The organism is Amycolatopsis sp. NPDC089917 (genome assembly GCF_040684635.1).
Classification (GTDB): Bacteria; Actinomycetota; Actinomycetes; order Mycobacteriales; family Pseudonocardiaceae; genus Amycolatopsis.
On sequence record NZ_JBFBGL010000136.1, the window covers coordinates 1 to 5215 of the forward strand.

Consider the following 5215-nt stretch of genomic DNA (forward strand, 5'->3'; position numbering starts at 1 on the left):
CACCTCTGGCGTCCTCGAGTGTCATGAATGGGTCGATCAGGACGTTTTTCGTCCTGAACGACCCTTTCATGACATGGCCACCGGGGAGACGGGTCCTGACAGGCCCCTGCGCGAACTTCGGCCCTGTCGCCCTCGCCCCCTCCCGCGAACGCTATGAACGGTCCGTTCATAGCGCGCGTGGTGGGGTGGGGCGTCGCAAGTGGTCGTCTAAGTGCATGCGTGTGGCGGACCAGGGAAATAGCGAAGGCCTCCTTCCCTACCCTCGAGGTAGGCAAGGAGGCCTTCACGGACTTACGAAGTCTTACTGGGCGCTGCTCGCGGACGTGTCGGTGCCGGAGGTGCTGGACCGGCCCGGCGACGAGTCCGGAGCGCCGCTGGAGCTGGAGCCGCCGCCCGGCGGGCTCGACGACGGGTCCGACGTCGGCGTCGTGGGCGTGGTCGACGTGTTCGGAGTCGTTGCCGGAGTCGACGGCTTCGATGTCGGCGGTTTGGTAGGCGGCGTCGTCGGGGGCAGCACCGTGGTGCCGGGGCCGCCCGGGCCCGGCGGGGGCACCACAGGCGGCGGGGCGACGACGCTCGTCGTCTCCTTGCCGTCCGCGCCGACCGAGGTCACCGTGGTCGGCGGAGCGGAAGAGCTGGAGGACGCGCCGGGGATCGGCGAGCCGCTGACGGTCATCGGGCCGCCGGGGACGGCGTTGCCCGGGACCAGCTGGACGCCGGCGGGGGAGGTGTTCTGTCCGCCGGGGACGCCGGTGCCGCCCGCGGTGGCGGAGACGCCGGGGCCCGCCAGTTCGGCGATCGCGGCGAAGGCCGTCGCCACCACGAGGCCGCTGACGCCGAGTACGGCGTAACCGGCGCGGTTGAGCTTGCCGGTGGCGCCGCGCGGGGGGGCCATGGACACGCGTGCGCTCGGATCAGACCCGTCGGGACGGGGCATGGGCTGGCTCCTCGGATGGGGGACTTCGGGGAGTGAAGCGACTGGTGAGAGACACCGAGACGCTTCCGGCTACCCGGGCGAGGTAGCCCAAAGTGGGGACCCGGCGCGGACATTATCACCGTGGCCTCACTGTCTGCGAACCGCTGCGAACGTTGTGTTCACCCTCCGCGTTCATCCGCATGGTGCACGATGGGGAGCGTGAGTGAAGAAGTAACGCACATCAGGCTGACCGCGTGGGTGCACGGTCGCGTGCAAGGGGTCGGTTTCCGCTGGTGGACCCGCAGCCGGGCACTTGAGCTGGGGTTGGTCGGCAGTGCGGGCAACCTGGCGGACGGGCGTGTCGAGGTGGTAGCGGAGGGTGTTCGAGAACACTGTGAGCGGCTTTTGACGGCTTTGAGATCCGGCGAATCACCCGGAAGTGTGGATCACGTCGTCGAACGCTGGTCGCCCGCGAAAGGCGGCATCAACGGCTTCGTGGAGCGCTGAAGGCCCCACGTCCCACGGTCACGGTGAGCGCACAGGTAGCCTGGACCGATTGAACGACCGGTTCCCGCAGCCAGAGGGGTCAGCACGACGTGCACCTGAAGAGCCTGACGCTCAAGGGCTTCAAGTCCTTCGCCTCGGCGACGACGCTGCGTTTCGAGCCGGGCATCACCTGTGTGGTCGGGCCGAACGGCTCCGGCAAGTCGAACGTCCTCGACGCGCTTCGCTGGGTCATGGGCACTCAGGGCGCGAAGGACCTGCGCGGCGGCAAGATGGAGGACGTCATCTTCGCCGGGACCGCCGGCCGTGCCCCGCTCGGGCGCGCCGAGGTCACTCTCACCATCGACAACGCCGACGGCGCGCTGCCGATCGAGTACTCCGAGGTCTCGATCACCCGCCGGATGTTCCGTGACGGCGCGAGCGAGTACGAGATCAACGGCGACCGCTGCCGTCTGATGGACGTGCAGGAACTGCTGTCGGACTCCGGTATCGGCCGCGAGATGCACGTCATCGTCGGGCAGGGGCAGCTTTCGGCGATCCTCGAATCCAAGCCCGAGGAGCGCCGCGCTTTCATCGAAGAGGCGGCCGGTGTCCTCAAACACCGCAAGCGCAAGGAACAGACCCTGCGCAAGCTCGCGAACATGCAGGGCAACCTCGACCGCCTCGGCGACCTCACCACCGAGCTCCGCCGCCAGCTCAAACCGCTGGGCAAGCAGGCCGAGATCGCCCGCAAGGCGCAGTGGGTGCAGTCCGAACTGCGCGACGCCCGGCTGCGGCTGTTCGCCCACGACCTGGTCACCCAGCGCGCGGGCATCGCCAAGGAAGAGGCCGACGAGCGGGTCGCCCGCCAGCGCCGCGCCGAAGTCGAGCAGGCGCTGGAAATCGTCGCCGCCGAGGAGGCCGAGCTCGAAGCGTCGCTCGCCGAGGACGCGCCGCGTCTCGCCGCCGCCCAGGAGACTTGGTACAAGCTTTCCGCCCTGACGGAACGGTTGCGCGGCACCGTGCGGCTCGCACTGGAGCGTCAGCGGCACCTTTCGTCCGACGTGCAGCAGGCGAGCACCGGCCGCGATCCCGAAGAGCTGCTGGCCGAGGCCGAGCAGGTCGCCGAACGGGAGCAGGAGCTCAACGAGGCCGTCGCCGAAGCCCGCATGGTGCTTTCGGAGACCGTGCAGAAACGCGAGCAGCTCGAACACCTCGTCCAGGCCGCCGAGCGCGCGCACATGGCCGCTGTCCGCGCGATCGCCGACCGCCGGGAAGGGCTCGCGAAGCTCACCGGCCAGGTCGAGGCGCTGCGCAGCAAGAACGGCGCGACCTCCGACGAGATCGACAGGCTCACCGTGTCGCTCGAAGAGGCCGCGGAGCGCGCGGAGATCGCCGTCGAGGAACTGGAAGAGGCGAAGGCCGAAGGCGGCGTCGAGGAGTCCGACGACCTCGACCTGCAGGCTCACCACGATCGCGCGGTGGAGGCGAACAACGCCGCCAAGGCGCGGGTCGAGGAACTGGTCAAGGCCGAGCGCGCCGCCGAACGCGAGATCGCGTCGGAGAAGGCGCGCGTCGAGGCGCTGTCGATGGGCTTGCGCCGCAAGGACGGCGCCGGCGCGCTGCTCGGCGCTCAGCACGAGCTGCCGGGTCTGCTCGGTTCGGTCGCCGCGTTGCTCACCGTCGAGGCGGGCCACGAGGTCGCGCTGGCCGCGGCGCTCGGCCCGGTCGCCGACGCGGTCGCGGTCAACGGCGGCGCCGATGCGCTCGCCGCGCTGAAGTTCTTGAAGGACAACGACTCGGGCCGCGCGGGCATCCTGCTCGGCGGGCTGGAATCCATTGTGGACACCAGTGGCTGGCCGTCGCTGCCCGAGGGCGCCCGCTGGGCGCGTGAAGTGGTCACGGCGCCGTCCGCGCTGCGGTCCGCCGTCGAGCACGCGCTCGACCGGGTGGCCATTGTGGACGGTCTGGAGTCCGCGCGCCGTCTCGTCGAGGTGTACCCCGAGGTCAGCACGGTCACGCCCGAGGGCGACGTCTTCGGGGCCCGCTGGGCGGTCGGCGGTTCGGCCCGCAGTGAAAGCGTCATCGAGGTGCAGGCCGCGGTCGACGAAGCGGGCGATCGCCTGAACGCCGCCGAGCGCGCGCTGGAACGCACCGCCGCGGAACTCGAAGGCGCCCGTGCCGGACAGCAGGCCCGGCGCGAAGAGGTCGGCAGGGCCAAGGAAGCGCTCGGCGACGCGAAGGTCCGCAAGGCGCGTTCGTCGGAGCGGCTGAACCGGTTGCAGCAGGCCGCTCGTGGCGCGCAGGCCGAGATGGACCGCTTGAGCACTCAGCGCGCGAAGGTCGAGCAGAGCCGTGAGCAGGCGCTGCAGCAGCTCGCCGAGCTCGAAGAGCGGCTGACCGCCGTCGCCGAACAGGAAGTCGACGAGGATCCGGACACCGCCGAGCGCGACCAGGCCGCCGAGGATCTCGGCACGGTCCGCCAAGAGGAGATGGAGTCCCGGCTCGCGCTGCGCACCGCCGAGGAGCGCGCGCGGAGCATCCAGGGCAAGGCCGAATCGCTGCGCCGGGCCGCGCACGCCGAGCAGCAGGCGCGCGAACGCGCCGAAAAGTCCAGGGCCGCGAGGAAACGCGGCGCCGAGATCGCCAACGCGGTGGTCAACGGCGGCGAGATCGCGCTGGAGCGCATTGAGGTCTCCGTGCAGCGCGCCGCCCACGAACGGGACGAGGCGCAGGCGCAGCGGCAGTCGCGGGAGACCGCGCTGACCCAGGTCCGCAGCAAGGTCCGCGAGCTGACCGGTGAACTGGAGAAGCTCACCGACGCCGTCCACCGCGACGAGGTGCTGCGCGCCGAGCAGCGGTTGCGGCTGGAACAGCTCGAAACCAAGATCGCCGAAGACTTCGGCATCGGCCTCGAAGACCTCGTCGCCGAATACGGCCCGGACAACCCCGTGCCGCCGAGCGCCGGGGAGATGGCCGAGTACGAGGCCGCCAAGGAACGCGGCGAGGACGTCACCCCGCCGCCGCCCATGCCGTTCGATCGCGACACCCAGGCCCGCCGGGCGAAGCGCGCGGAGAAGGACCTGAGCCTGCTGGGCAAGGTCAACCCGCTGGCGCTGGAGGAGTTCGCGGCGCTGGAGGAGCGGTACAAGTTCCTCTCGACGCAGCTCGAAGACCTCAAGGACACCCGCAAGGACCTCGAAGCCGTCATCAAGCAGGTCGACGAAAAGATCCTCGAGGTCTTCGCGTCGGCGTACGAGGACGTCGCGCGCGAGTTCGAGACCGTGTTCGGCGTCCTGTTCCCGGGTGGCGAGGGGCGTATGGTCCTGACCCAGCCCAACGACCTGCTCTCCACCGGTGTCGACGTCGAAGCGCGCCCGCCCGGCAAGAAGGTCAAGCGGCTCTCGCTGCTTTCCGGGGGCGAGAAGTCGCTCGTCGCCGTCGGCATGCTGGTGGCGATCTTCCGCGCCCGGCCTTCGCCGTTCTACGTCATGGACGAGGTCGAGGCCGCGCTCGACGACACCAACATGCGACGGCTGATCGGGCTGCTGGAGCAGCTGCGGGACTCTTCGCAGCTGATCATCATCACCCACCAGAAGCCGACCATGGAGATCGCCGACGCCCTGTACGGCGTTTCGATGCAGGGCGACGGCATCACCAAGGTGATCTCGCAGCGGCTGCGGACCGCCGAAGAGGACCCGGTTCCCGCCTAGCGTTCATCGCGACGCGGCCAGTCCGCATTGGGTACAGGTGGTCGTGCTCGGCCTGGCGCCGGACGGCAGGCTCGTCGCGGTCAAACAGCTGCACGCCCAGTTC

Annotated in this window: 3 protein-coding genes; 2 read left to right on the forward strand and 1 reads right to left on the reverse strand. The window is 70.1% G+C overall.

Going from position 1 to position 5215, the window contains the following annotated elements:
- Positions 1–301: 301 nt before the first annotated feature.
- A complete protein-coding gene (locus tag AB0N89_RS40900) occupies positions 302–901 on the reverse strand; it encodes a hypothetical protein (protein ID WP_364217107.1) in 600 nt (199 codons plus the stop codon).
- Between the two features lie 225 nt (positions 902–1126).
- On the opposite strand from AB0N89_RS40900, the gene AB0N89_RS40905 reads away from it, so the two are divergent.
- Complete coding sequence (locus AB0N89_RS40905) at positions 1127–1423, forward strand: acylphosphatase (protein WP_364217110.1); 297 nt, start codon at positions 1127–1129, stop codon at positions 1421–1423.
- 89 nt (positions 1424–1512) lie between these two features.
- Positions 1513–5112: a chromosome segregation protein SMC gene (gene smc, locus AB0N89_RS40910; protein WP_364217113.1), complete on the forward strand. Its 3600-nt coding sequence runs from the start codon at positions 1513–1515 to the stop codon at positions 5110–5112.
- Positions 5113–5215 lie beyond the last annotated feature (103 nt).